This window comes from Novosphingobium sp. Fuku2-ISO-50, from assembly GCF_001519055.1.
Taxonomy (GTDB): Bacteria; Pseudomonadota; Alphaproteobacteria; order Sphingomonadales; family Sphingomonadaceae; genus Novosphingobium.
In genome coordinates, this window is the sequence record NZ_KQ954288.1 from 190,787 (window position 1) to 214,998 (window position 24,212).

The 24,212-nt window shown below is 65.3% G+C and carries 30 protein-coding genes and 1 pseudogene; 12 read left to right on the forward strand and 19 right to left on the reverse strand.

The features are described from left to right. Positions 1–29 precede the first annotated feature (29 nt). From AQZ50_RS08095 to AQZ50_RS08110, 4 genes are read left to right on the forward strand one after another with little or no spacing between them, the layout of a single operon-like run. Positions 30–554 carry a GNAT family N-acetyltransferase gene (locus AQZ50_RS08095; protein ID WP_067745190.1) on the forward strand — a complete coding sequence of 175 codons (525 nt, stop codon included), beginning with the start codon at positions 30–32 and terminating at the stop codon, positions 552–554. 22 nt (positions 555–576) lie between these two features. Next, on the forward strand, positions 577–1,149 hold the full coding sequence (locus AQZ50_RS08100; RefSeq protein WP_067745420.1) for a DUF1285 domain-containing protein: 573 nt from the start codon (positions 577–579) through the stop codon (positions 1,147–1,149). After that, the gene (locus tag AQZ50_RS08105) at positions 1,146–1,763 is read left to right on the forward strand and encodes an NUDIX hydrolase (RefSeq protein WP_067745192.1); all 618 of its coding nucleotides are present in this window, start codon (positions 1,146–1,148) and stop codon (positions 1,761–1,763) included. The genes AQZ50_RS08100 and AQZ50_RS08105 overlap by 4 nt, the downstream gene beginning before the upstream one ends. Then, on the forward strand, positions 1,760–2,935 hold the full coding sequence (locus tag AQZ50_RS08110) for a CCA tRNA nucleotidyltransferase (protein ID WP_067745195.1): 1,176 nt from the start codon (positions 1,760–1,762) through the stop codon (positions 2,933–2,935). Before AQZ50_RS08105 ends, AQZ50_RS08110 begins: the two co-directional genes overlap by 4 nt. Here the strand turns inward: AQZ50_RS08110 and AQZ50_RS08115 are convergent. The 15 genes and pseudogenes from AQZ50_RS08115 to hisB form a co-directional block, all read right to left on the reverse strand. Next, positions 2,928–3,755: pseudogene (locus AQZ50_RS08115) on the reverse strand (S1C family serine protease); the annotation flags it as partial. The gene AQZ50_RS08110 and the pseudogene AQZ50_RS08115 sit on opposite strands and share 8 nt — an antisense overlap. Positions 3,756–3,769: 14 nt before the next feature. Next, positions 3,770–4,318 (reverse strand): J domain-containing protein, encoded by a 549-nt coding sequence (locus tag AQZ50_RS08120; RefSeq protein ID WP_067745422.1) that lies wholly within the window; start codon positions 4,316–4,318, stop codon positions 3,770–3,772. 112 nt (positions 4,319–4,430) lie between these two features. Next, positions 4,431–4,964, reverse strand: a complete 534-nt coding sequence (gene pal / locus AQZ50_RS08125; protein WP_067745201.1) for a peptidoglycan-associated lipoprotein Pal — start codon at positions 4,962–4,964, stop codon at positions 4,431–4,433. A 74-nt stretch (positions 4,965–5,038) separates the two neighbouring features. Next, positions 5,039–6,442: a Tol-Pal system beta propeller repeat protein TolB gene (gene tolB, locus AQZ50_RS08130; protein ID WP_067745204.1), complete on the reverse strand. Its 1,404-nt coding sequence runs from the start codon at positions 6,440–6,442 to the stop codon at positions 5,039–5,041. A 13-nt stretch (positions 6,443–6,455) separates the two neighbouring features. Continuing rightward, on the reverse strand, positions 6,456–7,496 hold the full coding sequence (locus AQZ50_RS08135) for a hypothetical protein (RefSeq protein ID WP_067745207.1): 1,041 nt from the start codon (positions 7,494–7,496) through the stop codon (positions 6,456–6,458). Positions 7,497–7,507: 11 nt separating this feature from the next. Then, positions 7,508–7,963: an ExbD/TolR family protein gene (locus tag AQZ50_RS08140; RefSeq protein ID WP_067745210.1), complete on the reverse strand. Its 456-nt coding sequence runs from the start codon at positions 7,961–7,963 to the stop codon at positions 7,508–7,510. A gap of 3 nt (positions 7,964–7,966) precedes the next feature. Then, the gene (gene tolQ, locus AQZ50_RS08145) at positions 7,967–8,668 is read right to left on the reverse strand and encodes a protein TolQ (protein ID WP_067745425.1); all 702 of its coding nucleotides are present in this window, start codon (positions 8,666–8,668) and stop codon (positions 7,967–7,969) included. 22 nt (positions 8,669–8,690) lie between these two features. Beyond that, entirely contained in the window at positions 8,691–9,149 is a 459-nt protein-coding gene (locus AQZ50_RS08150) for a YbgC/FadM family acyl-CoA thioesterase (protein ID WP_067745214.1), read from the reverse strand. Between the two features lie 73 nt (positions 9,150–9,222). Beyond that, the gene (locus AQZ50_RS08155; protein WP_067745217.1) at positions 9,223–9,600 is read right to left on the reverse strand and encodes a histidine triad nucleotide-binding protein; all 378 of its coding nucleotides are present in this window, start codon (positions 9,598–9,600) and stop codon (positions 9,223–9,225) included. Between the two features lie 2 nt (positions 9,601–9,602). After that, positions 9,603–9,926 carry a phosphoribosyl-ATP diphosphatase gene (locus AQZ50_RS08160; RefSeq protein ID WP_067745219.1) on the reverse strand — a complete coding sequence of 108 codons (324 nt, stop codon included), beginning with the start codon at positions 9,924–9,926 and terminating at the stop codon, positions 9,603–9,605. 50 nt (positions 9,927–9,976) lie between these two features. Further along, on the reverse strand, positions 9,977–10,156 hold the full coding sequence (locus AQZ50_RS20930; RefSeq protein WP_231730169.1) for a PEP-CTERM sorting domain-containing protein: 180 nt from the start codon (positions 10,154–10,156) through the stop codon (positions 9,977–9,979). A gap of 93 nt (positions 10,157–10,249) precedes the next feature. Next, entirely contained in the window at positions 10,250–11,011 is a 762-nt protein-coding gene (gene hisF, locus AQZ50_RS08165) for an imidazole glycerol phosphate synthase subunit HisF (RefSeq protein WP_067745221.1), read from the reverse strand. Positions 11,012–11,028: 17 nt separating this feature from the next. Beyond that, positions 11,029–11,757 (reverse strand): 1-(5-phosphoribosyl)-5-[(5-phosphoribosylamino)methylideneamino]imidazole-4-carboxamide isomerase, encoded by a 729-nt coding sequence (hisA, locus tag AQZ50_RS08170; protein WP_067745224.1) that lies wholly within the window; start codon positions 11,755–11,757, stop codon positions 11,029–11,031. 16 nt (positions 11,758–11,773) lie between these two features. Continuing rightward, the gene (gene hisH, locus AQZ50_RS08175) at positions 11,774–12,406 is read right to left on the reverse strand and encodes an imidazole glycerol phosphate synthase subunit HisH (RefSeq protein WP_082703496.1); all 633 of its coding nucleotides are present in this window, start codon (positions 12,404–12,406) and stop codon (positions 11,774–11,776) included. Further along, a complete protein-coding gene (hisB, locus tag AQZ50_RS08180) occupies positions 12,399–12,992 on the reverse strand; it encodes an imidazoleglycerol-phosphate dehydratase HisB (RefSeq protein WP_067745228.1) in 594 nt (197 codons plus the stop codon). Before hisB ends, hisH begins: the two co-directional genes overlap by 8 nt. A gap of 137 nt (positions 12,993–13,129) precedes the next feature. On the opposite strand from hisB, the gene AQZ50_RS08185 reads away from it, so the two are divergent. Then, positions 13,130–13,615 (forward strand): SspB family protein, encoded by a 486-nt coding sequence (locus tag AQZ50_RS08185; protein ID WP_067745231.1) that lies wholly within the window; start codon positions 13,130–13,132, stop codon positions 13,613–13,615. Between the two features lie 30 nt (positions 13,616–13,645). After that, complete coding sequence (locus tag AQZ50_RS08190; RefSeq protein WP_067745234.1) at positions 13,646–14,017, forward strand: hypothetical protein; 372 nt, start codon at positions 13,646–13,648, stop codon at positions 14,015–14,017. Here AQZ50_RS08190 and AQZ50_RS08195 read toward each other — a convergent pair. Further along, entirely contained in the window at positions 14,008–14,538 is a 531-nt protein-coding gene (locus AQZ50_RS08195; protein WP_231730170.1) for a hypothetical protein, read from the reverse strand. The genes AQZ50_RS08190 and AQZ50_RS08195 overlap by 10 nt on opposite strands. Before the next feature lie 68 nt (positions 14,539–14,606). Between AQZ50_RS08195 and gmk the strand changes: the two genes are divergently transcribed. Together gmk and AQZ50_RS08205 are read left to right on the forward strand one after the other, a co-directional pair. After that, on the forward strand, positions 14,607–15,284 hold the full coding sequence (gmk, locus tag AQZ50_RS08200) for a guanylate kinase (protein WP_067745236.1): 678 nt from the start codon (positions 14,607–14,609) through the stop codon (positions 15,282–15,284). A gap of 58 nt (positions 15,285–15,342) precedes the next feature. Beyond that, the gene (locus tag AQZ50_RS08205; protein ID WP_082703497.1) at positions 15,343–16,257 is read left to right on the forward strand and encodes a metallophosphoesterase; all 915 of its coding nucleotides are present in this window, start codon (positions 15,343–15,345) and stop codon (positions 16,255–16,257) included. Here the strand turns inward: AQZ50_RS08205 and AQZ50_RS08210 are convergent. Genes AQZ50_RS08210 through AQZ50_RS08220 form a run of 3 tightly spaced genes read right to left on the reverse strand, consistent with a single transcriptional unit; the run spans position 16,211 to position 19,372 of the window. Then, complete coding sequence (locus AQZ50_RS08210; protein WP_067745431.1) at positions 16,211–17,011, reverse strand: SDR family oxidoreductase; 801 nt, start codon at positions 17,009–17,011, stop codon at positions 16,211–16,213. The genes AQZ50_RS08205 and AQZ50_RS08210 overlap by 47 nt on opposite strands. An 11-nt stretch (positions 17,012–17,022) precedes the next feature. Next, entirely contained in the window at positions 17,023–18,162 is a 1,140-nt protein-coding gene (locus tag AQZ50_RS08215; protein ID WP_067745239.1) for an acyl-CoA dehydrogenase family protein, read from the reverse strand. Positions 18,163–18,208: 46 nt separating this feature from the next. Beyond that, positions 18,209–19,372, reverse strand: a complete 1,164-nt coding sequence (locus tag AQZ50_RS08220) for an acyl-CoA dehydrogenase family protein (RefSeq protein WP_067745241.1) — start codon at positions 19,370–19,372, stop codon at positions 18,209–18,211. Positions 19,373–19,565: 193 nt separating this feature from the next. On the opposite strand from AQZ50_RS08220, the gene AQZ50_RS08225 reads away from it, so the two are divergent. From AQZ50_RS08225 to AQZ50_RS08240, 4 genes are all read left to right on the forward strand, one after another. Beyond that, the gene (locus tag AQZ50_RS08225; protein ID WP_067745244.1) at positions 19,566–20,453 is read left to right on the forward strand and encodes an SDR family NAD(P)-dependent oxidoreductase; all 888 of its coding nucleotides are present in this window, start codon (positions 19,566–19,568) and stop codon (positions 20,451–20,453) included. A gap of 171 nt (positions 20,454–20,624) precedes the next feature. After that, positions 20,625–21,917, forward strand: a complete 1,293-nt coding sequence (locus AQZ50_RS08230) for an acyl-CoA dehydrogenase family protein (protein WP_067745247.1) — start codon at positions 20,625–20,627, stop codon at positions 21,915–21,917. 85 nt (positions 21,918–22,002) lie between these two features. Next, entirely contained in the window at positions 22,003–23,094 is a 1,092-nt protein-coding gene (locus tag AQZ50_RS08235; RefSeq protein ID WP_067745250.1) for a Zn-dependent alcohol dehydrogenase, read from the forward strand. 22 nt (positions 23,095–23,116) lie between these two features. Further along, positions 23,117–24,196, forward strand: coding sequence for a phosphotransferase family protein (locus AQZ50_RS08240; RefSeq protein ID WP_067745253.1), 1,080 nt, complete (start codon positions 23,117–23,119; stop codon positions 24,194–24,196). Positions 24,197–24,212 lie beyond the last annotated feature (16 nt).

Sequence of the window (24,212 nt, forward strand, 5' to 3'; positions counted from 1 at the left end):
CCGATTCCCCCCCTGAAAGCCCTGTTCCCTTGCCCACGACCACCTCCTCCACCATCATCCCGCTCGCCGATGTCGACCCCGCTCTGGTCGAAGCCCTGCTCGACACCGCGTTCGAGCCGGCGCGCCACCAGCGCACGGCCTACAAAGTGCGCGAAGGGTCGGACTGGCTGCCGGGCCTGTCATTTGCCGCGCTCGATGAAAACGAGATGCTGGCGGGCACGATCCAGTGCTGGCCGGTGGCGTTAACCGATGCGACGGGGCGCCGCCACCCGATGATCATGGTCGGCCCGGTCGCGGTCATGCCCACGCTCCAGGGCAAAGGCTATGGCCAGGCGCTCGTCACCGCCGCGCTGACGGCGATCGACCCGCGCGCGCCCTTGCCCCAGGTGATGATCGGCGATCCGGAATACTACGGACGCTTTTTCGGCTTTTCCAACGCCCATACCGGCGGATGGCGGTTGCCCGGCCCGTTCGAGCAGCGCCGCCTGCTGTGTCGCACGGCCAATCCGACCGTTCTGCCCACTGAGGGCATGCTGGGCCCTTGGCGCGGCTGATCCGATCTGGCAGGGCATGGGCGTGCCTTATGTTCCCGCCCCCGATCTTGCCGCATTGACTCTGGCCGAATTGGCCGAAGCTGCCGCCGCGCGCCGATTGCCGCCGGTCGAGCAATGGACGCCGACGCAGACCGGCGACAGCCTGATGCGCATTGCCGCCGACGGAACGTGGTTTCACGATGGTGGGCCGATCACCCGCCCCGCGATGGTGCGGGCCTTTTCCGCGCTGCTGATGCGCGAGGATGACGGGCGCCATTATCTGCTGACCCCGATCGAAAAGCTGTCGATCGCTGTCGATGACGCGGCTTTCCTGGCCACCGACATGCAGGTCCGCCATGACGGCGCAGGCCGCGCGGTGTTGGCATTCCGGCTCAATACCGACGAGGTGCTGCTCGCCGGGCCCGACCATCGCTTGCGCACCGCCGGCACCGCCGAGGTGCCCGCGTTCTATCTCGGCGTGCGCCATGGCACCGAGGCGCGGCTCAATCGCAGCACTTATGCGCAACTGATCGACCAAGCACTCACCGTCTCGCCGATCGAGGCTCTCGCGGTCGAAAGCGCGGGCTTGCGCTTTGCCCTGGCGCCCTGTGCATGACCGACGCGCTTTACGATCGCCTGTCGCGCCTGCTCGCCAAAGGCCACGAGCAGGACGCCAATCCGCCCTGGCGCGACTGGCGCCCGCCCACAGGCGTAACGCTGCGCCCGGCGGCAGTGCTGATCGCGGTAACCGACCGCCCCGGCCATCCCGACGGGCCCGGCGTGCTGATGATCCAGCGCCCGACGACAATGCGCGCGCATCCCGGCCAGGCCGCCTTTCCCGGCGGCAAGATCGACGCGGATGAAACCCCGATCGAAGCCGCACTGCGCGAGGCGCAGGAAGAACTGGGTATCGACCCGGCGCTCGTCCGCGTGGTCGGCGAAACCGACCGCTTCCGCACCGGCACCGGCTATGACGTCACCCCGGTCGTCGCCGTCGTGCCGGGCACGATCGCCATCACGCCCAATCCGGGCGAAGTCGCGCAATGGTTCGAGCCGCCGTTCGGCTATGTCCTCGATCCCGCCCATCAACAGCGCCGCACCGCAGAATTCAATGGCCTGCGCGGCAACTATGTCGAAATCCTGTGGCAGGGACACCGCATCTGGGGCGTGACGGGCGGCATCATCGCCAATCTGGCGCACCGCATCGCCTGGCATGGTGACGACCAGTGACAGACACTCTGCCCGCCGCCGCGTGGACGCAGCGCGAAGATCTGGCCGCGCTGGTCGCCGCGCTCGATCCCGCGCATGTGGGCAATTGCCGCTGGGTCGGCGGCGCGGTGCGCGACACGCTGCTTGGCCTTGCGGTCAAGGACATCGACATGGCCACCAGCCTCTTGCCCGATGAGGTCGTGGCGCGGCTGGACGCGGCGGGCATTCGTGCCCTGCCGACGGGTATCGCGCATGGCACGATTACCGCCGTGCTGCCCGGCGGCCCGGCCGAAGTGACCACGCTGCGCCGTGATGTCACGACCGACGGGCGCCATGCCACGGTCGCCTTTTCGTCCGATTGGCAAGAAGATGCCAGTCGGCGCGATTTCACGATCAACGCGCTCTATGCCGACCCGCGCACGCTGGCCCTGACGGATTTTTTCGGCGGACGCGCCGACCTTGCCGCGCGCCGGGTCCGCTTTATCGGCGATCCCGAAGCGCGCATCCGCGAGGATTATCTGCGCATCCTGCGCTATTTCCGATTTCAGGCGCGCTATGGCGCCATGCCTGCCGACGCGGCGGCAGAGCAGGCCTGCGCCGCGCTCGCTCCGGGGCTCAAAGGCCTGTCACGCGAACGCGTGGGGTGGGAACTGATGCGCCTGCTCGCGCATCCCGACCCCGCGCCGACGGTATCGCGCATGGCCGAGCTGGGCGTGCTGGCAATGGTCCTGCCCGAAGCCGACCCGGCCGCCCTGCCCGCGCTGATCACTGCCGAAACCCGCGAGCATGTGGCCGCCGATCCCTTGCGCCGCCTTGCCGCGCTGCTTCCCGCCGATCCATCGCTTGCCGAATCCGTTGCCGCGCGGCTGCGGCTGTCGGGCGCACAGAAAAAGCGCCTTGCCTGTGCCGTCGTGCGCGAAACCGGCGATCCGCGCGCGCTCGCCTATCGCCTCGGGCTGATCGAAGCGAGCGACCGCCTGTTGATCGCGGGCGAAAGCCTCGCCCCGCTGGCCGGGTGGACCCCGCCGCAATTTCCGCTGAAAGGCGGCGCGATCGTCGCACGCGGGGTCAGCGCGGGCCCCGCGGTCGCGCGCACTTTGCGCAAGGTCGAAGACCAGTGGATCGCCGAGGGCTTTCCCGACGATGCGCGGATCGCGCAATTGCTCGACACGGCGCTCAGTTTGCCCGGATAAGCTGCGGCACGACGGCCATGATCGTGTCGACCGGGACGGCAAAGCCGATGCCCGCCGACGCGCCCGAGGGGCTGTAGATCGCGGTGTTCATGCCGATCAGGCGTCCGCTGGAATCGAGCAGCGGACCGCCCGAATTGCCCGGATTGATCGCCGCGTCGGTCTGGATCAGGTGCTGCACCCCGACCCCGCCGGTGTCATTGTGCAACGTCCGGTCGAGCGCCGAAACGATCCCCGTGGTCAGCGTCCAGTCGAGCCCGAACGGATTGCCGATGGCAAACACCTTTTGCCCGACCTTGAGATCGCCGCTGGTGCCGATCGGAATCGGCGGCGGGCGGTGAAACGCCACGCCGATCTTGAGCACCGCAATATCATGTTCGGGACTGACGCCGACGAGCGCGGCGCGAAACTTGCGCCCGTCGGCAAGGCGAATGGTCGCCTCCGACGCGCCCTGAATGACATGATAATTGGTCAGGACATGCCCCGCATCGTCCCAGATGATCCCCGAACCCGTTCCGCGCGGGACCGAAAACACATTCTGCGACCAGACATCTTCGACCAGTTGCGAGGTGGAAATCGACACCACCGAGCCGCGCGCATTTTCGAACAGGCGGATCGTGGCCTTTTCATCCCCTGCCAGATCGCCGCGCGGAGTGACCGTGCGCGGGGTGCCTCGATCGGGTGACAGCCAGGCATCGATGCGCGGCAAGGCCTGCCACAGCACCATCAACGCGGCGATACACAGCGTGACCAGAAGTATTCGGCCGGGCCCGGAGGGGCGCCGGGGCGTCTTGAACGGCGGAGGCGAGAACGGGTCGGCCATTTCAGATCAGGCTTTCAGGCACCGTTCTGCGGGCCCTTCCAGCTTCGGCGGTCTTCGGCCGCGCGAAGCACTTCATAGGCCACTTGCAAGCGCTGGAATTCGCGCGCCGCATCGGCATCGCCGGGCCGCACATCGGGATGGACCAGCTTCGCCTTCGTCCGCCAGGCCTTGCGCACCGCTTCGAAATCGGCGTCGGGATCGAGCTCCAGCGCTTCGAGCGCGCGCAATTCGTCGCGGCTGCGGCTGCCGTCGCCCGAGCCGCCCCATTCGGCCCAGGATGACTGTTGCCAGCCCGCAGCCTCGTCGCGCTCGTTGCGTTCGCGCTGCGCCGCCTCTTCCTTGTCGAGCCCTTCGAAATAGTTCCAGCCGGAATTGTATTCGGCGGCGTGCGTCGTGCAGAAATACCAGCGATCGGGCGAATTGGGCGATTTGGGCGCGGGGCAATTGCCCGGCTCGTCACATCCGGAGCGGTCGCACATGCGCAAAGGCTTTGCCTCGCGCGAGCCACCATAGCCGCCCCAGCGCGGAAATCCCCAGTCGTTTGATCGTGTCGCACGCGTCATCGTTGGCCCAAAAAACAAACCGGCTCCAAAAAAGGTCAAGCCGTGCTCACACTAACACAAACCCGGGGCACTTGCATGCCCCGGGCTCGCAATTTGCGCGAGGCGCGATCGATCAGTTGATCGTGATCGTTACCGCGCGGCGATTCTTGGCCCAGCTTGCCTCGTCCGAGCCAAGCGCGACCGGGCGCTCCTTGCCATAGCTGACCGTGCTGATGCGGCCTGCATCGACGCCAAGACCGATCAGATAGTTCTTGGCTGCATTGGCGCGGCGTTCGCCAAGCGCCAGATTGTATTCGCGGGTGCCGCGCTCGTCGCAATGGCCTTCGATGGTCACCGCCCTGCCCGGATAGCGCGCCAGCCACTGCGCCTGACTGCGCAGAATGCCTTCGCTTTCAGGATCGATGGAATACTTGTCGTATTCAAAGTGCACCGTGTCGGAAATCACCGAGGCGAGGAAATCGGCCTGGCTGCCCGGCACCGGACCGGCGGGCTGGGGCGGCAACGGCGCAGCTTCGCGCGTCGACGTGCTGGCGGCCACCGGCTGCGGCGGCAGCTCCTTGGGCTTGTTGGCGCAACCGGCAAGGCCGACACCGGCGAGAAGCAGCGACAGCGTCGCAAGGCGGAAGGGGACGCGATGGGGAGACATGAGGGAAAGCTCCTTGGTCAGTCGGGGGAAAGGTGCATCGCCCGCAGGCAAAATTCAAACGGAAAGCGTCGGTTTTACGGCAACACCGGCCCCCACGCCGGGTCGGAGGCATCGACCGGGGTTTTCAGCCGCCGTTCGTTGCGCCCGGTCAGATCGACTTGCCAGATGCTGGTATGGCCGTTGCCCCGCTCGGTACGAAAAAACTGGATGATCCGGCCATTGGGCGACCAGGTCGGCGCCTCGTCCTGCCAACTGTCGGTCAGAAACCGCCTGTCGTGCCCTTCGGGGTCCATCACCGCGATGCGCAGATTGCCGCAAATGCAGGTAAAGGCGATCTGATCGCCGCGCGGGCTCCATTCAGGCGTCGCGGCACGACCGCCGAAAAAGCTGATGCGGTGCTGGCCCGAGCCGTCGGCGTTCATGACGTAGACCTGCTGGCTGCCGCCACGGTCGCTTTCAAACACGATCCGGCGGCCGTCGGGGGAATAGCTGCCGCCGATGTTGATGCCGGGCGTGTTGGTCAGCCGTTGCGATTCGCCGCCGGTGGCGGGCACGCGCCAGATGTCGGTATTGCCCGCGACCGCCATCGAATAGAGGATATATTTGCCGTCCGGCGACCAACGCGGGGCAAATGTCGGCCCCTTGGTCGCGGTCACCAGCCGTTGCTGCCCGCTGCCGATGTCATAGACATAGATGCGCGGGCGCCCGTCGAGATAGCTGAGATAGGCGATCTGGCGATAGTCAGGCGAATAACGCGGTGTCAGTGCAATCGCCTGGCCATTGGTGACGAAACGGTGGTTGGCGCCATCGGAATCCATGATCGCCAATTGCTTGCGACGATGCCCCTTGGGCCCGGTCTCGGCGATATAGGCGATCTTCGAATCGAAGAACGGGCTTTCCCCGGACAGGCGGGAATAGACCATGTCGGCGCATTTGTGCGCGGCGCGGCGCCATTCCTCCGGCTTGACCACATAGCCCTGGCGCACCAGTTCCTTGCCCAGCGCAACGTCATAGAGATAGCAGCCGACCGTCAACCGACCGTCAGCCCCGCCCTTGACGAAGCCCTGCACCAGCATTTCCGCCGAACGCGCGCGCCATCCGGCAAAGGCGGGCGCGGTCACTTCGCCATAGCCGATGCCGGGCAAGGCATCGGGGCCGGTCGGCTTGAACAGGCCGTTGTCCTTCAGATCGCTGAACACCACGCGCGCCAGATTGCGCCCCAGCGCCTCGGTATTGCCACCATCGGCGCCGGTCGGCACCGGCCGATCGGTGGGGAACGCGGGGATGGCGATGCCAAGATCGCGCCAGGCGCTGTCATCGGTGACGGAGCCCGTCAATCCGCCTGAATCGGGCGCCTGTGCCGCAGCACTCGATGCCGGAATGGCCTGCTGCTGCGCGATGGCCGCACCGCCGGACAAGGCAAGCAGCGCAAAAGCAACGGAATGGAGCGGCTTCAAAGTCGTCGGGCGCAGTTTCATCAGGTGGGGGATCCTATTGCGAAAGCTTGCGATCGAAACGGAAGGCGGCGACGCGATGCCACTGGCTATAGGCCTGGGGCGGCAAGGCGAAAGGCGCGGCCAGTTCGACTGCGCGGATGGCCAGTTCGGCATGACGCTGCGCCTGAGCGCGATTGGCGTCGGTGATTCCGGTCTGCGACACGACAATCGGCCTGCCGTCGAGCGAGCCATCAGGTTTGAGCGACCAGGCCAGCACGGTTACCAGTTTGTCGGTATCGACACCTTGCGGCGCGCTCCAGTGCGGCTTGATCTGGCGCGAAATCGTGCTGACCAGCGTGGCCGTCGAAACCGCGCCGACTTTGGCGCCGGGCGAAACTTTGTCGGTGCCGGGGCCGGCTACGCCCGGAATTCCCTTGAGGAAATCGTTGTCGATCCTGCTGCCGCCGGTCGGCTTGTCGGGATGCGGGTGCGCGTGGGCGTCGCCGCGCTTGGCCGCCGCCTCCGTTTTCGGCTTTGCCTCGGCTTTGGGCTTTGCCTCGGCTTTGGGTTTCGCTTCGACTTTGGGCTTTGCCTCAACCTTTGGCTCGACTTTGGGCTTGGGCTTGGGCTCAACTTTCGGTTTGGCCACGGGCTTGGGCTCGTGCTTCGGCTCCGGTTTCGGTTGGGGCTTCGGCTCCGGTTTCGGCTTGGGTTCCGGTTTCGGCTGGGGCTCCGGTCTCGGCTGGGGCTCCGGTCTCGGCTGGGCCTTTGGCTCCGGCTTCGGCTTGGGCTCAGGCTTGGGTTCGGGCTTCGGCTCAGGCCTTGGCGCAGCGACCGGCTGCGGCTGGTCGGCCTGATCGGGTTCGCCCAGCGTCGGCGCCTTGTCGGGTGCGGGGTTCGCGTCGGGCTTGGGCGATACCGACTGGTCGGCAATCGTATCGGCAAACGACACCGTCATCCGCTGCGGCGGCGGCTGAACCTGGCGGCCCAGCGGCGACAGCGTCAGCCCCGCGATCAGCGCGGCATGCGCCAGCACCGCCACGCCAAGGCCAAACGCCTCTTCCCGGGTCAATCCAAAGGTTCGCGAATCGCGCATCACGGATGCCCCTATGGCGCTTCAACTGAACCGTTGGTGACCAGCGAGATCGATTTGAACCCGGCTGCGTTAAGCTCACCCATCACCGCGATGACCCGCCCATAATCCAGATGCCGGTCGGCGCGCAGCGTGACCAGCGGCAGCTTGCCCCCCGCATCGCGCACCACCGCCGACAGCCGGTCGCCCAGTTCGCCCGGCGCCAGCTCTTGTTGATCGAGAAACAGGCGCCCGTTGCCGTCCATGCTGATGGTGATCGCGTGCGGCTCTTCCTTCAGCGCCTCGGCCTTGCTGTCGGGCAGGTCGATCGGCACACCGGCGGTCAGCATCGGCGCGGTGACCATGAAAATGATCAGCAGGACGAGCATGACGTCGACCAGCGGCGTCACATTCATGTCCGACATCGGCCCCGCGCGTCCGCGACCGCGCCGCCTGCGCCCGCCGCGCCCGGAGGCAAGGTTCATCGCCATTGCCTACTGCTCCAGTTCGCGGCTGAGCGTGCCGTGGAACCGGTCGGCAAAGCGGAACAGCCCGGCTTCGAACGCGTTTACCCGGTGCGAAAAGCGGTTGTAGGCAACGACCGCCGGGATCGCCGCAAACAGGCCGATCGCAGTGGCAAACAGCGCCTCGGAAATCCCCGGCGCGACGACCGCGAGCGACGAATTCTGCATCGCGCCAATGCGGAAAAAGCTGTCCATCACCCCCCAGACCGTGCCGAACAGCCCGACGAACGGCGCCACCGTGCCGACCGTGGCGAGGAAATTGAGCCTTGCAGCCAGCCGGTCGCTTTCCTCGGTCACCGCGCCGTCCATCGCCGAGGCGAGCCGCTGGCGCGTACCTTCGCGATCGATCGTCTTGCCCGCAGTCGACCGGCGCCATTCGCCAAGCGCCGCGCTGACCACGCGCGCGGTCGGGATGTCCTTGTCGGCTTGTTCCTTTTGAAACGCGTCGATGTCGCGCGCGCTCCAGAACCCGGCTTCATACTTGCGGCAACGCCTGGCGATCAGCGCAAGCCGCACGATAAACCCGATGATGATCATCCACACCCAGACCGAAGCGAGCAGCAGCCCGCCGATCACCGATTCGACAACGATGTCGGCGTGCAGGAACAGTTCGACCGGATTGAGCCGGGTCGGCGCGCCGATCGCACCGGCGGCTAGCACTTGGAGCATCATGCGCTGACTTTCATCCTTCTCATCAAAGCGTTTCATCCCCCGGCGCGATCAACGCGCGGAACGCCGCCACCCATTCGGGCGGCTGACGTCGGGGGCGTCCATTGGGCGCGACGAAGGCAACCCGCACCGAAGCCGCGCAGAGCCGGACATCGCCGCCCCAGGCTTCCTGATCCAGCCGGCATGTCGCGGGCGAAACCTCGACCACGCGGCTGACGATCAACACCGCATCGTCAAGCCGGGCCGGACGATGATAGCGCAAGCCCATGTCGGTGACGGCATAGGCGCCCTGCCCCGCATCGTGCGCGGCGCGCTGATCGATCCCCGCCAGCCGCAGCATGTCGGACCGCGCGCGTTCGAACCAGCGCAAGTAATTGGCGTGATAGACCACCCCGGACAGATCGGTGTCCTCGAAATAGACCCTGACGGCAAAGAGATGCCGCGTGCCGTCGAAACGACCTGAGGGCGGGAGGGGGGCCTGCATCACGCCTTAGTAACCGCGCGAGAGCGGCAAGGGCAAGGCCGCCTTAACCAAAGTAACGGATTTTCGCGAAAGATCAGCGCACCAGCATCGGCCCGAGCAGCCGCCCGGCGAAGATATGGACATGCAGATGCGGCACTTCCTGATGGGCGTCGGAGCCGGTGTTGGCGAGCAGGCGATAGCCCGGCGCAACGAGCCCCGCTTCGCGCGCGACATGGCCGACGGCGCGGACGAATCCCGCGATTTCCGCCTCGCTCGCTTTGGCCGAGAAATCGTCCCAGCTCACATAGGCACCTTTGGGAATCACCAGGATATGCGTCGGCGCCTGCGGATTGATGTCGTGAAAGGCGAATGCCCAGTCATCTTCGTAGACTTTGCGCGCCGGGATTTCCCCGCGCAGGATTTTCGCGAAAATGTTCTGATCGTCATAGGGCTGCGTGGCATCGACGGCCATGATCAGTCTCTCCTGCTGGCTTTTTCGACAATCCCCGAGGTTCCCTCGCGCCGGGCCAGTTCGGCCAGCACGGCGTCGAACGCGACGCCGCGTGCGCCCAGCAGGACCATGAGGTGAAAGACAAGGTCGGCCGCTTCGCCGGTCAGTTCGACAGCATCGCCCGTCAGCGCGGCGATCACCACTTCGGTCGCTTCCTCGCCGACTTTCTGCGCGATCTTGCCCGTGCCTTTGGCATGGAGCCGCGCGACATAGCTGGACGCAGGGTCGCCGCCGAGCCGGCCGGCGATCACCGTTTCAAGACGGGCGAGAATTTCGGCATGATCCATCGGCCAAGGGCCATGAAGGGGAGGCCTTGCGCCGTCAAGCGCGAAACAAATCAGTCGCGCCGTTTGGCAACTTGCCGCCCGATCACCAGCCCGGCAACGCCAAGCGCGAGCAAGGCCAGTGCCGCAGGCTCGTCGACCGGGGTGCCCCCGCCCGCGACGGGATTGGCCCATAGCGGCGATCCCGCCAGCGCGAACAACGTCATGAGTATAAGGGTGAAGCGATAAGGCATTGCCGCGCCCTAGGCCCCGCCGCTCGATTCGACAAGGAAAGCCGCGAAGGATCAAGGGACCGTCCCGAAAGGACACGGTTGCCCGCCAAAGCGTTAGCCCCGCGCAGGCAGCCCTGCCGCACGCAGCGCCGCATGGGCCTGGGCGATCGAATAGGTGCCGAAATGAAAGATCGAGGCGGCGAGAACCGCGCTGGCATGGCCTTCGACGACGCCCGCGACAAGATGATCGAGCGTGCCCACCCCGCCGCTCGCGATGACCGGCACCGATACGGCATCGGCGATCGCGCGGGTCAATTCGAGGTCATAGCCGCGCTGTGTGCCATCGCCGTCCATCGACGTGACCAGCAATTCGCCCGCGCCGAGTTCGGCCAGCCGCACTGCATGGGCCAGCGCGTCGATCCCCGTCGGCTTTCGCCCGCCGTGCGTAAAGATTTCCCATTTGCCCGGCCCGGTACGCCGCGCATCGACCGATCCGACCACGCATTGCGCGCCAAACTTTTCGGCAATGTCGCGCACCATTTCGGGCCGCGCGACTGCGGCGGAATTGACCGCGACCTTGTCCGCGCCTGCCAGCAGCAGCGCGCGCGCATCGGCCACTTCGCGCACCCCGCCGCCCACGGTCAGCGGCATGAAGCACACCTCGGCCGTGCGCGCGACGACATCGAGCAGCGTGCCGCGCCCTTCATGCGTTGCCGAAATGTCGAGAAAGCACAATTCGTCGGCCCCGGCGCGATCATAAGCGCGGGCCTGTTCGACCGGATCGCCCGCATCGCGCAAATCGACGAAATTGACCCCTTTGACAACGCGCCCTTCGGCAACATCGAGACAGGGGATGACCCGGATGCGAACGGTCATGGCGCTATCGTCCTTGCTCAGGCCGCTTCGGCGATGGCGATTGCCGCCGCCAGATCGAGCCGCCCGTCATAAAGCGCGCGCCCGGTGATCACGCCTTCGATGCCGTCGGCTTCGTGAATCTTGAGCAGGCGGATGTCATCGAGCCCCTTGACCCCGCCGCTGGCGATCACCGGGATGCGCGTCGCGCGCGCCAGATCGACAGTCGCCTCGATGTTGCAGCCCTTGAGCAGCCCGTCGCGGCCGACATCGGTAAACAGGATCGCGGCAACGCCTGCGTCCTCGAAGCGGCGCGCCATGTCGGCGATCGAGACGTCGGAAACTTCGGCCCAGCCGTGCGTTGCGACCATGCCGCCGCGCGCGTCGACGGCGACGACGATCCCGCCGGGATAGGCCTTGGCCATGTCCTTCACGAATTGCGGATCGTTGAGCGCGGCGGTGCCGATCACCACGCGCGACACGCCAAGATCGAACCAGCCATCGACCGCGATCGGATTGCGGATGCCGCCGCCCAATTGGACATGGCCGGGAAACGCCTCGAGAATGCCCTCGACAGCGGCGCGATTGCGCGCTTCGCCGGCAAAGGCGCCGTCAAGATCGACCACATGCAGATAAGGGCTGCCGGCTTCGGCAAACAGCCGCGCCTGATGCGCGGGATCGTCGCCATAGACGGTGGCGCGGGCCATGTCGCCTTCGGCCAGGCGGACGACTTCGCCCCCTTTGAGATCGATGGCGGGAAAGACGATCATCGGACGGGCTTTCTGTTCAAGGTTTCCAGGCGAGGAAATTGGCCAACAGCGAGAGGCCGTAATCCTGGCTCTTTTCGGGGTGAAACTGCACGCCGAGCACGGTGTCGCGCGCCACCGCCGCGACGAGGCCGCCGCCATGATCGGTCATCGCCGCGACATCATCGCCCGAATCGGGCACGAAATGATAGGAATGCAGGAAATAGGCCTCACCCGGCTCGACCAGCGCCGATGCGCTGCTGGGATGGGGGCGCGGTGCGACATCGTTCCAGCCCATGTGCGGCACCTTGATCGACGGATCGGCCGGCACGATCGGACGCACTTCGCCGCCGATCCAGTCGAGCCCCGGCGTCACGCCGAATTCAATCCCGCGCGTCGCCAGCAATTGCATGCCGACACAGATGCCCAGGAACGGCGCGGCGCCCACCTGCACCCGCTCGGTCATCGCCTCGACCAGCCCGGGCACGGCGCGCAAGGCCTCGATGCAGGCGCGAAACGCACCGACGCCGGGCAGGACGATCCGGTCGGCGGCACGCACCACGTCGGGATCGGCGGTAACCACCACGCCTTCGCCGCCCGCCGCGCGCAAGGCATTGGCGACCGAGCGCAGATTGCCCGCGCCATAATCGATCAGGGCCGTGACTTCAGCCACCGAGCTGGCCTTTCGTGGAAGGAATCGCATCGCCCTTGCGCGGATCGATCGCCACGGCGGCGCGCATCGCGCGGGCAAAGCCCTTGTAGATGCCTTCGATCACGTGATGGTTGTTGGTTCCGTAAAGGCTCGCGATGTGCAGCGTGATTCCGGCGCCCTGGGCGAGCGACTGAAACCAGTGTTCGAACAGCTCGGTATCCATTTCGCCCAGCCGCGGCTGGGTAAATGTGGCATGCCACACCAGAATCGGGCGGCCCGAAATGTCGAGCGCGACGCGGGCCAGCGCTTCGTCCATCGGGGCATGCGCTTCGCCATAGCGGGCGATGCCCTTCTTGTCGCCGAGCGCCTGATGAATCGCCTGACCGAGCGCGATCGCGCTGTCTTCGGTGGTGTGGTGCTGATCGACGTTGAGGTCACCTTTGACCCGCAAAGTCACGTCGATCAGCGAATGACGGCTGAACTGTTCGATCATGTGATCGAGAAAGCCGATCCCGGTCGACACGTCATAGCGACCGGTGCCGTCAAGATTGACCGTGACGGCAATATCGGTCTCGGCGGTAGTGCGGGCGATGGTGGCTGTACGCATGGACACATGCCTATAGGCCGCGAGCCCGGCAAATCAATCGGCTCGTCGAAGCTGTCCCGTCTCTTGATTGCTTGATCGGCGCTTGATTGCTTAATCGGTGCTTGACCCATGCGCCCGGCGGCGTCATTCGATGCGTCATGACCGAAGCGCCCGACAGCCTGATCCCCTATGACGAGATCGTGCAGGAAGCCCTGCGCGCCGTGGTCGGCCGCGTGCTCGGCCAGGTCGAGGCGGGCGGCGGCACGCTGCCCGGTTCGCACCATTTCTATATCACCTTCAAGACCAGCGCCCCCGGCGTGTCGATTCCGACTCGCTTGAAGGAACGCTTTCCCGACGAAATGACGATCGTCCTGCAGAACAAGTTCTGGGATCTGAAAGTCACGGACGAGGGTTTCAGCGTCGGACTGACCTTCAATCAGGTTCCGGCCATGCTGATCATCCCGTTCAGCGCGATTACCGCCTTTGTCGATCCCGCCGTCGATTTCGGCCTGCAATTCCAGGCCGCACACGATCTCGACGAGGAAATTCACGAAGACGCGGAAAACGACAGCCCCGATACCCCGTCTGCGGGCCCCGACGACGGATCGAATGTCGTGACGATCGATTTCGGGCGCAAGAAATAACGCACGCCGGGGCGGACGCGAAAGGCGGCCATGGCTCTTTTCGGAAAGAAACGCAGCACAGCCGACGGTGACACGATCGGTGACGGCAGCGCGAAGCCTCAGCAGGCTTCGGCGGCGCCGGTGATCGCGTTGATCGTCGCCGATGTCGCCTTGCGCGCCGGGGAAACGGCGCTGAGGCAAGGGATCGAGCGCGGCCTTCTGGAAGGGAAAGCGATGCCGGGCCGGGTGATTCGCGGCCGCACGTTCAAGGAAACGGTGATCGGTACCGCACTGGCGGAAGTAGCGCGCCGCTCGGTCCCCGGCGCGATCCTCGTCGGCGGCGGACTGATTGCCAAAGTGCTCAGCGATCGGCGCAAGGGCAAAGCCGACGCCAAAGCAGCCAGGGCCGACGATCAGACCTGAACCCGCACGATCCCCAGCACCACGACGTGCGGATCGTCGGCCCAGCGCAAGCCGGGCACGGCATGGGTCTTGTCCCAGCGTTTCGCAAAGCCCCGAATCGGCGCCCACGGGCCAAACCCTTCGGCGCGGGCATCGGCGCGGGTGATTGCCTGCAGCGATTCGGCGCGAGTCCATTCGACGCACAATACCAGTCGGCACGCCCAGGCGGGACAATGCACCGCCGCCAGCCATTTTTCCGCCGCATCGGCCACCGGCGCCCCGCGCCACATCGTGCCCGCGCGATCGCGGCGCCAGCGATCGGCAAAGGCGACGTGCGTGGCGCGGCGGCGATCGGTCGCCATTTCCGCCCCATCGACAAAACGTCCGGGCACGACCGCCTCTGCCATCGCGATCAGGGCCCCCGGCGCCAGCGCAGCAAGCGGGGATGCCAGCGGCACCCGCACCTGCCGTTGGGCGCCGGAAAGCAAGGCGCGCGCCATCGCCGGATCGGCCAACAGACGCGCCCGCGCGCGCTCAGCCACGGCGCGCGATCCGGCGTCTGCGAAAAACCGCGCTTGACCGCCCCCCCACGGGTTTGCCACTTGCGCGCATGACCGACACTGCTTCTCCCTTTCCGGCCGACCCGTCCCATTCCGACAGGGATACCCTGCATCGGCGCGGCCTGATGTTCATCCTGTCGTCGCCATCGGGCGCGGGCAAGACCACCATTGCGCGCAAACTGCTCGAAGCGGAACCCGAACTCGGCCTCTCGGTCTCGGCCACGACCCGACCGATCCGCCCCGGCGAAGTCGACGGGCGCGATTATCACTTCATCGATCAGGCGCAATTCGACCAGATGGTCGAAGCGGGCGAATTCTATGAATGGGCGCGCGTTTTCGGCAATTGCTATGGTACGCCCAAAGGGCAGATCCGTACCGGGCTCAAGGCGGGCCGCGATTTCCTGTTCGACATCGACTGGCAGGGCACACAGCAATTGCACCAAAAGGCCGAGGCCGATGTCGTGCGCGTGTTCATCCTGCCCCCCAGTCTCGACGAATTGCGCCGTCGGCTCGAAGGGCGCGGCACCGACAGCGAAGACGTCATTACCGCGCGCATGGCGCGTGCCCAGGCGGAAATCAGCCACTGGGACACCTATGACTATGTCGTGGTCAACGACGATGTCGAAATCTGCTTTGACAAAGTGCGCCATATCCTCGCCGCCGAACGCATGCGGCGCAAGCGTCAGACCGGGCTGATTGATTTTGTAAGGGAATTGACGCGCGGCTGACCCGCCCACAAACAGCGCATCTCTTTCCTCGCGCACGCAGGATACTCCCTTTTCCGTCATGCGATTGCTTCATCGCCCGATTCTTGCCGCCCTGCTGCTGACGTTGATCGCGGTGCTGGCCTATGGCTGGCACGAGGCGCGGTCAGACCCGATCGTGCGCCGCGCGCAAATCACGCTGGTCGGCGGCGACCCAAAGGCGCGTCCTTTGCGCATCGCATTGGTGTCGGACATCCACGTCAGCAATCTTGCCATGCCGATCAGCCGGCTTGACCGCATTGTCGATCAGATCAACGCAGAACACCCCGACGCGGTGCTGATCGCGGGCGATTTCGTCAACGGCACAGGCGCCGACAGTTGGGACTTTCATCCGCGCGACATCATCGCACCGCTCTCGCGCCTGCGCGCGCCGCTTGGCGTGATCGCCGTGCTCGGCAATCATGATACCGACACGTCACGCCCCGAAGTCGAAGCGGCGCTGCGCGCTGCGGGCATCACCCTGCTGAGCGACCAGGTGGCACGCATCGGTCCCATCGCACTGATCGGTATGGACATGCTATCGGTCCGTAAATACCGGATCGCCCCGGTTCTGGCACGCGCGCGGGAAATGGGCGGTTTTCCGGTCCTTATGACGCATGCCCCGCCATTTTCCTGGCAAGTGTCGCAAGAAATTCCGCTGATCCTTGCCGGTCATTCGCATTGCGGCCAGATCGTCTTTCCAGGCTGGGACAATTCCTTCGACGTGCTGGCCTGGAGATTGCGCTTCCCGCCGCACCTGCGTTGCGGAATCGCGCATGTCGAGCGCCAGACGGTGATCGTGACCGGAGGCGTCGGGGCGGCGACGATACCGCCGATCCGACTTGGCGCTCCGCCCGATTTCTGGATGTTGACGCTGACCGGGGCGCCCCTTCCCCCGATCAGCGCCCCGATCAATGCCCCGAAGGGTCGGCAAATTCATCCGGGATCCAGCCGTTGACGATACCGCCGTCAATCGGCAGCGGCGTCCCCACGACATAGTCCCCTGCCCGGCTGGCGAGATAGATCGCGCCGCCTGCCATGTCCTCGATCGTGCCGACACGACGCGAGGGAATGCCCGCCGCCGACTTTTCCGGGGCAAGCTTGGCCGCCTTGTTCATCTCCGACGGAAACGCGCCGGGGCAGATGCAGCTGGCCACGATATTGTCGCGAATCAGCCGCGCCGCCATGCGCTTGGTCAGGTGAATCACCGCCGCCTTTGACGCCTGATAGGAATAGGTTTCCCACGGATTGATGCGCAGCCCGTCGATCGAGGCGATGTTGATCACTTTGGCGGGATGATCGACAGCGCCCGCCTTGAGCAGGGGAAGCAGCTTCTGCGTCAGGAAAAACGGCGTCTTGACATTGAGCGCCATCACTTTGTCCCACCCGGCTTCGGGAAAGACCTCGAAATCCGCGCCCCAGGCCACCCCGGCGTTGTTGACCAGAATGTCGAGGCGGCTTTCGCGCCCGGCGAGATCCTCGGCCAGCGCCTCGATCCCGGCAATCGTGGAAATATCGCCGGGCAGCGGCACGCAGCGTTCGCCCAGCCGCGCGGCCGTGTCGGCAACGACTTCGGCTTTGCGCGCGGTGATATAGACCCGCGCGGCGCCTGCGGCGAGGAAGCCCTCGGCAATCATCGCGCCGATCCCGCGCGACCCGCCGGTAACCACCGCGACGCGGCCTTCAAGGCTGAAAAGCTTGGAAAAATCCATCATCTGATCCTTCAATATCCGGACAGCGTCGCGACGCGGTCGGCATGATAGGCGGCATCGCCGAGGAATTCGGCGAGCGCGCGGTCGCGCTTCATGTAAAGCCCGATGTCGAATTCGTCGGTCATGCCGACCCCGCCATGCATCTGCACGCCTTCGCGCACAGCCAGATTGGCGGCAAGGCTGGCCTTGGCCTTGGCCACCGAGACCATCACATCGGCTTTGGCCGAGCCCGCATCGAGCAATTGCTGCGCCTTGATCACCGCCGCATCGGCGATTTCAAGCTCGCTGTAGAGATGCGCGGCGCGGTGCTGCAAGGCCTGGAATTCCCCGATCAGCTTGCCGAACTGCTTGCGCGTTTTCAGATAGTCCGTGGTCAAGGCAAAGGCCCCGCTGCCCACCCCGGTCAATTCGGCCGCCGTGCCGATCCGTCCGGCGGCGAGCACTTTTTCAAGCAACGCGCGCCCGCCGCCGACATCGCCGATCACCGCGCCGCCATCGACTTCCACGCCATCGAACGTGACATGGCTGGCCATCGCGCTGTCGACCAGGCGCACGGCATTGTGGCCAATGCCCGCCGCATCCCGGGGCACTGCAAACAGCGTGATCCCGTCGGCATCGCTGTCGGCGCCCGACGTGCGCGCGGCAACGATCAGGGCATCGGCGGTCGCGCCATGGACGACAAAGTCCTTGCGGCCCGTCAGGCGAAAGCCATTCCCGGCGCGCTCCGCCTTGAGGGCGATGCGCTCGGGGCGATGCTTGGCGCCTTCGTCCAGCGCCAGCGCCAGAACGGTTTCGCCCGCGATGATCCCGGGCAGATAGCGGCCCTTCACATCGTCCGACGCCGCGCCGAGCGCCGTCGCGCCGATCACGGCAGTCGACAGAAACGGCGAAGGCGTCAGATTGCGGCCGATCTCGCGCAGGACGATCCCCGCTTCGACATGGCCGAGGCCGAGCCCGCCATCGGCTTCCGCGATGCAGATCCCGGTCAGCCCCAATTCGGCAAACTGCTTCCACAGCGCCGGGTCATAGCCCGCCGGATCGGCGGCATCGCGCAGGCGCCGCAACTGGGTCTTGATTGCACCTTCGTCACCGATGAAGCCGGTAACGGTTTCGGCCAGCATGGCCTGATCTTCGGTATGGTAGAGCGGCATAAGTCTCTCCGCTGAATAGGGTTTGTTTCAAGAAGGCCCGCGAAAGTTACCCGCCCGGAAGGTCGAGGATGCGCTTGGCGATGACGTTGAGCATCACTTCGCTGGTGCCGCCCTCGATCGAATTGGCCTTGGTGCGCAGCCAGTTGCGCGGTGCCGCGCCGCCCCGGGTTTCCGCGCTGTCCCATTCGAGCGCGGTCGAGCCGCCCGCCGCCATGAGCAGTTCATGGCGCCGCTTGTTGAGCTCGGTCCCGACATATTTCATCATGTTGGGCTGCGCCGGGTGAGCCTTGCCGACTTTGACCTCGTCGAGGAATTTCTCGCCCATCGCGGCATATGCCAGCGCGTCGACATCAAACAGCGCCAATTCGGCGCGCAGCACCGGATTGTCGATCCCGCCGTGGCGATGGACCACCGCGCCGATCGCATTGAGCCGGTCGCCCCCGCCTGCGCCCGAGATCATCTCGCGCTCGTGGCCCAGCAAGTATTTGGCGACATCCCAGCCGCGGTTGAGCGCGCCCACGATCTGGCTCTTGGGCACGACGACATTGTCGAAGAATGTTTCGCAAAACGGCGAGGCGCCGCTGATCAGCTTGATCGGTTTGGTCGTCACGCCCGGCGTGGTCATGTCGAACAGGAGAAAGCTGATCCCCTGATACTTGTTCGCCTTGTCGGTGCGCACGAGGCAGAAAATCCAGTCGGCCTTGTCGGCATAGCTGGTCCAGATCTTCTGGCCGTTGACCACCCAATGATCGCCCCGATCCTCGCCAAAAGTCTGCAAGGATACGAGGTCAGAGCCCGAGCCCGGCTCGGAATAGCCCTGGCACCAGCGGATTTCGCCGCGCGCGATCTGGGTGAGATAGTGGACTTTCTGCTCTTCGGTGCCGAATTTGAGCAGCGCCGGGCCGAGCATCCAGATGCCAAAGCTCGACAGCGGCAGCCGCGCGCCGATGCGGGCGAGCTCTTCGCGCCAGATCTTGGCTTGCGCCGGGCTCATCCCCGCGCCGCCATAGGCGCAGGGCCAGTCGGGCACGGTATAGCCCTTGGCCACACAGCGTTCGAGCCAGACCTTCTGCGCCTCGTTCTTGAACACGACATGGCGACCGCCCCAGCAGATGTCATCTTCATCCTGCACGGGCGCGCGCATTTCGGGCGGGCAATTGGTATCCAGCCAGGCGCGGATTTCCGCGCGGAAAGCTTCCAGTTCGGACATTATGGGCTCCTCTCTTAAGCGAGAGGTTAAGGCGACTCGCAAAGGGCTTCAAGCCCGGATTTTGGCCCGAATTTCGGGAAAATCCGGGGATCTACGCTTGCCGTAGCGTCAACGCCGTGACCGTTGACGCAATGAAAAATGCGCCGCAGTCTGGCGCAAACAAGACACCATGCGGGACAGGACAAGCACAATCATGAGCAGCACCGAAAATTCAGCCGGGGCCCGATTCACCGGGAAAACCATTGTCGTCACCGGCGCCGCGTCGGGAATCGGGCGCGCCACCGCGCTCGCTTTCGCGGGCGAAGGCGGGATCGTCTATGCCGCCGACATCGATGCCGCCGGGCTTGCCGCCACCGCCGCCGCGTCGAACGGCGAAATCCGCACCGTTGTGACCGATGTCACGCAGACTGAAGACATCCGCGCGCTGATGGATCGCGCGGCGGCCGAAACCGGCGGGATCGACGTCGTGTTCAACAATGCCGGCGCGGGCGGCGACCGCGCGCCGATCGACGAAATCGAACCCGCCGGCTGGGACCGCACGATGGACCTGCTGCTGCGTTCGGTCGCATTCGGCATCCGCTATGCCGTGCCGCACATGAAGGGGCGCGCGTCGACCCGTAACGGCGGGGCGGCGATCATCAACACATCGAGCGTCGCGGCTGTCGGCCCCGGCTATTCGCCGACAGCCTATGCCGTCGCCAAGGCGGGCGTGCTGCATCTGAGCAAAGTCGCGGCGGCAGACCTTGCCAAACACGGCATCCGCGTCGCGGCGGTCCAGCCGGGCTTCATCAACACCAATATCTTTACCCGCGCGCTCGACCTGACCGGCGATGCCGAGACTTCGGCCAAAGCGGCCATCGCCGCCATGTCGCAGCAAGCGCAGCCGGTCGCACGCGGCGGACAGGCAAGCGACATCGCCGAGGCCGTGCTGTTTCTCGCGAGCGAAGCGGCCGGATTTGTCACCGGCACGTCGCTGATCGTCGATGGCGGCATGACGATCGGCCCGCGCCACAGCTGGGACCCCAACAGTCCGGGAATTTTCGAAGCGCTGGAACAATTTGTGCAGCCGCCGGCAGCCTGAAATCGCGGCCACAGCGACGATGTCGGGCATGGCGGCCCGCTCGACAGCGCTTGATTTGTTTCCGGGCATCGCGCAAAGAATTTAACCGATAGATTAAAAACGCATGGATTCGGCGCCGGAGCATCGGCGCATGGCGACGCCCGGACAGGCCGGGCGCAATGGAGAGGCAACATGGATTTCGATCCGACCGAACGGCAGGTATACTGGCGCGACCGCGTGCGCGATTTCATCGAAAACCGGGTGCGCCCGCGTCAGGGCGACTACAAGGCGGAACAGCTGACCGGCGATCGCTGGAAAGTGCTTCAGGTAATCGAAGAGGAAAAGGCCCTCGCCAAGGCGGCAGGGATCTGGAACCTGTTCATGCCGCCGCGCAATTCCGGCCATCACCATGTCGATGACAGCTTCGAATTCGAAGGCCCCGGCCTGACCAATCTCGAATATGCGCTATGCGCCGAGGAAATGGGCCGGATCGCCTGGTCGAGCGAAGTGTTCAACTGCGCCGCGCCCGATACCGGCAACATGGAAGTGCTGTATCGCTACGGCACCCGTGCGCAAAAGGACGAATGGCTCGAACCCTTGATGAATGGGCGCATCCGCTCTGCCTTTCTGATGACCGAGCCGCAAGTCGCATCGTCCGACGCAACCAATATCGAAACCTCGATCCGGCGCGAAGGCGATCACTATGTGATCAACGGGCGCAAATGGTGGTCTTCGGGCCTCGGCGATCCGCGCTGCAAGATCCTGATCGTCATGGGCAAGACCGATTTCGAAGCCAAGCGCCACGCGCAGCAGTCGATGGTGCTGGTCCCCGCGGACGCTCCGGGAGTCGAAATCATCCGCCATTTGCCGGTATTCGGCTATGACGACGCACCGCATGGCCACATGGAAGTGCGGCTCAACAATGTCCGCGTGCCGGTGGAAAACATCCTGCTCGGCGAAGGGCGCGGGTTCGAGATCGCGCAAGGCCGCCTCGGGCCGGGCCGCATCCATCACTGCATGCGCTCGATCGGCGCAGCCGAAGAAGCGCTGGCCAAGATGGTACGCCGTCTGCAAAGCCGCGTCGCGTTCGGCAAGGCAATTTCCGAACAATCGGTCTGGGAACAGCGCGTCGCAGCGGCGCGTATCGACATCGACATGACCCGCCTGCTCTGCCTCAAGGCGGCGGACATGATGGACAAAGTCGGCAACAAGGCGGCTGCGCTCGAAATCGCGATGATCAAGGTGCAGGCGCCGAACATGGCGCTGCGCGTGATCGACGATGCGATCCAGGCGCACGGCGGCGCCGGTGTGTCCGAAGATTTCGGTCTTGCCCAGTCCTATGCGGGCCAGCGCACGCTGCGCCTCGCGGATGGTCCCGACGAAGTGCACAACCGCGCCATCGCCCGCATCGAATTTGCGCGTCACAGCGACAAACCGGGCGACAAGACCGAATTCAGCTCGGGCGACCTGGGCGTCGCGCGCTGATCCTGTCGATGCCCCGGCCATGAAGGTCGGGGCATCCCCATACCTGCCGCAATCGCGTTCCTGCCGAAAATAGGGGAATCCTGCCATGAGAGCCGCCGTTCTGGAACAAGCCGGCAAGCCGCTGGTGATCGAACGCCTGGGCATTTCAAAGCCCGGCCCGCACGAAGTCCTGATCCGCACGGCGGCTTGCGGCCTGTGCCATTCGGATCTCCATTTCATCGAAGGGACCTATCCCCACGCCATGCCTTGCGTTGCAGGGCACGAAGCGGCGGGTATTGTCGAAGAAGTCGGCAGCGAAGTGCGCACGGTGAAAAAGGGCGACCACGTCGTCACCTGCCTTTCGGCATTTTGCGGTCATTGCGAATTTTGCGTGACCGGGCGCATGGCCTTGTGCCTGGGCGCAGAGACCCGCCGCGCCCCCGGCGAGCCGCCGCGCCTGACGCGCAAAAGCGATGGCGCCATGGTCAACCAGATGCTCAATCTTTCGGCCTTTGCCGAAATGATGCTGATTCACGAACATGCCTGCGTCGCGATCCATCGCGACATGCCGCTCGACCGCGCGGCGGTGATCGGTTGCGCAGTGACGACCGGCGCGGGCACGGTGTTCAACGCCTGCAAAGTGACGCCGGGTGAAACGGTCGCCGTCGTCGGCTGCGGCGGCGTCGGGCTTGCCACGATCAACGCGGCGAAAATTGCCGGCGCAGGGCGGATCATCGCCGCCGACCCGATCCCTGAAAAGCGCGATCTGGCGATCCGGCTGGGCGCGACCGACACGATCGACGCCGCCGCGCCCGATGCGGCCAAACAGATCGTCGAGCTGACCAAAGGCGGGGTCGATCATGCGATCGAGGCCGTCGGTCGCCCGCAATCGGCCAGCCTTGCCGTGGCCAGCCTGCGGCGTGGCGGAACGGCGACAATCCTGGGCATGCTGCCGCTGGCCGAACGCGTCAGCCTGAGCGCGATGGATCTGCTGTCGGGCAAGAAGCTTCAGGGCGCGATCATGGGGATGAACCGGTTTCCGGTCGATCTGCCGCGTCTGGTCGATTTCTACATGCGCGGATTGCTCGATCTCGACACGATCATCGCCGAACGCATCCCGCTCGAAGCCATCAATGCCGGCTTTGACAAGATGAAAGCGGGCCATTCCGCGCGTTCCGTCATCGTCTTCGATCAATGACCAGCAATCCCCGGAGAATACCATGACCACACCCCCCGCGATGGACGCGCAGACCGCGTTTACCGGGACCGTCGTGCCCGAAGGCGACGACCGGCTCGACGAAGCGCGGCTGACGCAATGGTTCGAGGCCCATGTCGCGGGGTTCACCGGCCCGCTGTCGGTATCGAAATTCAAGGGCGGCCAATCGAACCCGACCTATCGCATCGATGCGCCTTCGGGCCCTTATGTCCTGCGCCGCAAGCCGTTTGGCAAGCTGCTCCCTTCGGCCCACGCGGTCGATCGCGAATACAAGGTGCAGGCCGCGCTGTTTGAAACCGGCTTTCCGGTCGCGCGGCAATATGGGCTGTGTACCGATGATGCGGTGATCGGATCGTGGTTCTATGTCATGGGCTGCGTCGATGGGCATACGATCTGGGACGGGGCAATGCCCGACGCGACGCCTGCCGAGCGCCGCGCGCATTATGACGCGATGGTCGATACGTTGGCCGCGCTTCATACGATCGATGTCGATGCCGTGGGGCTGTCCGATTTCGGCAAGCCGGGCAACTATTTCGGGCGCCAGGTCGATCGCTGGACCAAGCAGTACCGCCTGTCGGAAACCGAAACGATGCCCGAAATGGAGCGGCTGATCGAATTCCTGCCGACGACCCTGCCCGAACAGACCCGCGTGAGCGTGGTCCATGGCGATTACCGCATCGACAACCTGATCTTTGCCAGGGGCGAACCCAAAGTGCTCGCCGTGCTCGACTGGGAACTGTCGACGCTGGGCGATCCGCTGGCCGATTTCACCTATTTCTGCACCGCCTGGGCGCAGGACAACGGCGGACGTTCCGGAGTCAAGGATCTCGACCGCAAGGCGCTGGGCATTCCTGAACTCGAAGAAGTCGTCGAACGCTATTGCGCCAGCACCGGGCGCGACGGCCTGACGCAGATCGACTGGTATCTCGCCTACAATTTCTTCCGCCTCGCCTCGATTATTCAGGGGATCAAGAAGCGAGTCATCGACGGCACCGCCTCGTCCGCCCATGCCAAGGCCATGTCCGAACGGGTCCAGCCGCTGGCCGCGCTGGCGCTCGATCACGCCATCCGCGCAGGCGCCTGAAGATTCGGATCTTTCC

What these genes read in the sequence shown, in the direction of transcription:
- AQZ50_RS08105 (WP_067745192.1), top strand. Translation starts at nt 1,146, where the DNA reads ATGACCGACGCGCTTTACGATCGCCTGTCGCGCCTGCTCGCCAAAGGC.
- AQZ50_RS08120 (WP_067745422.1), bottom strand. Translation starts at nt 4,318, where the DNA reads ATGACGCGTGCGACACGATCAAACGACTGGGGATTTCCGCGCTGGGGC.
- pal (WP_067745201.1), bottom strand. Translation starts at nt 4,964, where the DNA reads ATGTCTCCCCATCGCGTCCCCTTCCGCCTTGCGACGCTGTCGCTGCTT.
- tolB (WP_067745204.1), bottom strand. Translation starts at nt 6,442, where the DNA reads ATGAAACTGCGCCCGACGACTTTGAAGCCGCTCCATTCCGTTGCTTTT.
- AQZ50_RS08135 (WP_067745207.1), bottom strand. Translation starts at nt 7,496, where the DNA reads ATGCGCGATTCGCGAACCTTTGGATTGACCCGGGAAGAGGCGTTTGGC.
- AQZ50_RS08140 (WP_067745210.1), bottom strand. Translation starts at nt 7,963, where the DNA reads ATGGCGATGAACCTTGCCTCCGGGCGCGGCGGGCGCAGGCGGCGCGGT.
- tolQ (WP_067745425.1), bottom strand. Translation starts at nt 8,668, where the DNA reads ATGATGCTCCAAGTGCTAGCCGCCGGTGCGATCGGCGCGCCGACCCGG.
- AQZ50_RS08150 (WP_067745214.1), bottom strand. Translation starts at nt 9,149, where the DNA reads ATGCAGGCCCCCCTCCCGCCCTCAGGTCGTTTCGACGGCACGCGGCAT.
- AQZ50_RS08155 (WP_067745217.1), bottom strand. Translation starts at nt 9,600, where the DNA reads ATGGCCGTCGATGCCACGCAGCCCTATGACGATCAGAACATTTTCGCG.
- AQZ50_RS08160 (WP_067745219.1), bottom strand. Translation starts at nt 9,926, where the DNA reads ATGGATCATGCCGAAATTCTCGCCCGTCTTGAAACGGTGATCGCCGGC.
- AQZ50_RS20930 (WP_231730169.1), bottom strand. Translation starts at nt 10,156, where the DNA reads ATGCCTTATCGCTTCACCCTTATACTCATGACGTTGTTCGCGCTGGCG.
- hisF (WP_067745221.1), bottom strand. Translation starts at nt 11,011, where the DNA reads ATGACCGTTCGCATCCGGGTCATCCCCTGTCTCGATGTTGCCGAAGGG.
- hisA (WP_067745224.1), bottom strand. Translation starts at nt 11,757, where the DNA reads ATGATCGTCTTTCCCGCCATCGATCTCAAAGGGGGCGAAGTCGTCCGC.
- hisB (WP_067745228.1), bottom strand. Translation starts at nt 12,992, where the DNA reads ATGCGTACAGCCACCATCGCCCGCACTACCGCCGAGACCGATATTGCC.
- AQZ50_RS08185 (WP_067745231.1), top strand. Translation starts at nt 13,130, where the DNA reads ATGACCGAAGCGCCCGACAGCCTGATCCCCTATGACGAGATCGTGCAG.
- AQZ50_RS08190 (WP_067745234.1), top strand. Translation starts at nt 13,646, where the DNA reads ATGGCTCTTTTCGGAAAGAAACGCAGCACAGCCGACGGTGACACGATC.
- gmk (WP_067745236.1), top strand. Translation starts at nt 14,607, where the DNA reads ATGACCGACACTGCTTCTCCCTTTCCGGCCGACCCGTCCCATTCCGAC.
- AQZ50_RS08205 (WP_082703497.1), top strand. Translation starts at nt 15,343, where the DNA reads ATGCGATTGCTTCATCGCCCGATTCTTGCCGCCCTGCTGCTGACGTTG.
- AQZ50_RS08210 (WP_067745431.1), bottom strand. Translation starts at nt 17,011, where the DNA reads ATGGATTTTTCCAAGCTTTTCAGCCTTGAAGGCCGCGTCGCGGTGGTT.
- AQZ50_RS08215 (WP_067745239.1), bottom strand. Translation starts at nt 18,162, where the DNA reads ATGCCGCTCTACCATACCGAAGATCAGGCCATGCTGGCCGAAACCGTT.
- AQZ50_RS08220 (WP_067745241.1), bottom strand. Translation starts at nt 19,372, where the DNA reads ATGTCCGAACTGGAAGCTTTCCGCGCGGAAATCCGCGCCTGGCTGGAT.
- AQZ50_RS08225 (WP_067745244.1), top strand. Translation starts at nt 19,566, where the DNA reads ATGAGCAGCACCGAAAATTCAGCCGGGGCCCGATTCACCGGGAAAACC.
- AQZ50_RS08230 (WP_067745247.1), top strand. Translation starts at nt 20,625, where the DNA reads ATGGATTTCGATCCGACCGAACGGCAGGTATACTGGCGCGACCGCGTG.
- AQZ50_RS08235 (WP_067745250.1), top strand. Translation starts at nt 22,003, where the DNA reads ATGAGAGCCGCCGTTCTGGAACAAGCCGGCAAGCCGCTGGTGATCGAA.
- AQZ50_RS08240 (WP_067745253.1), top strand. Translation starts at nt 23,117, where the DNA reads ATGACCACACCCCCCGCGATGGACGCGCAGACCGCGTTTACCGGGACC.